At 70.2% G+C, this 1,193-nt stretch carries 1 protein-coding gene; it reads left to right on the forward strand.

The annotated features are described in order from the left end of the window. Nucleotides 1-256: 256 nt before the first annotated feature. Nucleotides 257-1,147, forward strand: coding sequence for an FAD-dependent oxidoreductase (locus AB0N07_RS51480; RefSeq protein WP_365847959.1), 891 nt, complete (start codon nt 257-259; stop codon nt 1,145-1,147). The last annotated feature ends 46 nt before the right edge of the window (nt 1,148-1,193 follow it).

Here is a 1,193-nt window from a genome sequence, read left to right on the forward strand (position 1 = left end):
CCGTGTCGTTCGGGCCATGGCCCACGACCTGCCGGCGCTGCCGCTGGTCTACCCGATCTCGGCCCTGGCCACCGGCCCGCGCGTGGCCTCCTACCCGACGTCGCCGCAGCTGGACGAGCAGTTCTCGCGCGTCAGGCTGACCGAAGGCTGAACCCACCGGTAGTACAGTGGGAGCTCACGGCGCTCGGCCCGACCGCCTCTGCTCGGCCCGGTTCCAGTGCGCCCACCCGCCGTCGTTCTGCTTCAGGAGTTGACCGTGCCCACCACCTCGTCCACCGCCACCCACGACGTCGTCCTGATCGGCGGCGGCATCATGAGCGCCACCCTGGGCGTGCTGCTGCAGAAGCTCGAGCCCACCTGGTCCATCGCCCTGTACGAGAACCTCGACCAGGCCGGTCTGGAGTCCTCTGACCCGTGGAACAACGCGGGCACCGGCCACGCCGCCCTCTGCGAGCTGAACTACTCGCCCATGGACAAGAACGGCCGGGTGGACGTCACCAAGGCGCTGGGCATCAACGAGCAGTTCTGGATCACCCGCCAGTTCTGGTCCTCCCTGGTGGCGGACGGCACGCTCAAGGACCCCAAGTCCTTCATCAACCCGCTGCCGCACATGTCCTTCGTGTGGGGCGACGACCACGCCGACTACCTCCGCGCCCGCTACGAGGCCATGTCCGCCCAGCCGGTGTTCGCCGGCATGGAGCACAGCGAGGACCCGGAGCAGATCCGCGCCTGGGCCCCGCTGCTGATCGGGGGCCGTGAGTCAGGCCAGCGCCTGGCGGCGTCCCGCCACACGGGCGGCACCGATGTGGACTTCGGCTCCCTCACCCGCCAGCTCGTCACGGCCATGGCCGGCGCCGGCGCCGAGGTGCGCTTCGGTCACAAGGTCACCGGACTCACCCGCGGCGCAGACGGCCGCTGGGAGGTCAAGGTCAAGAACAAGGCCGCCGGTTCCGAGGTCGTGGACCGCGCCCGCTTCGTCTTCATCGGTGCCGGCGGCGGCACCCTGCCCCTGCTGCAGAAGTCCGGCATCCCCGAGGCCAAGGGCTTCGGCGGCTTCCCGGTCTCCGGCCAGTTCCTGCGCTGCACGGACGAGTCCGCGGGCACCACCGATCGCGCGATTGGCGAGGAAGCGCGGTCCGTGGCGTGACGCAACCTGCGCGGTGTGTTGGGCAACACGGCATCTGGTTTGCTCA

Origin of the sequence: Streptomyces sp. NPDC051172 (genome assembly GCF_040682555.1) — a bacterium.
Classification (GTDB): Bacteria; Actinomycetota; Actinomycetes; order Streptomycetales; family Streptomycetaceae; genus Streptomyces.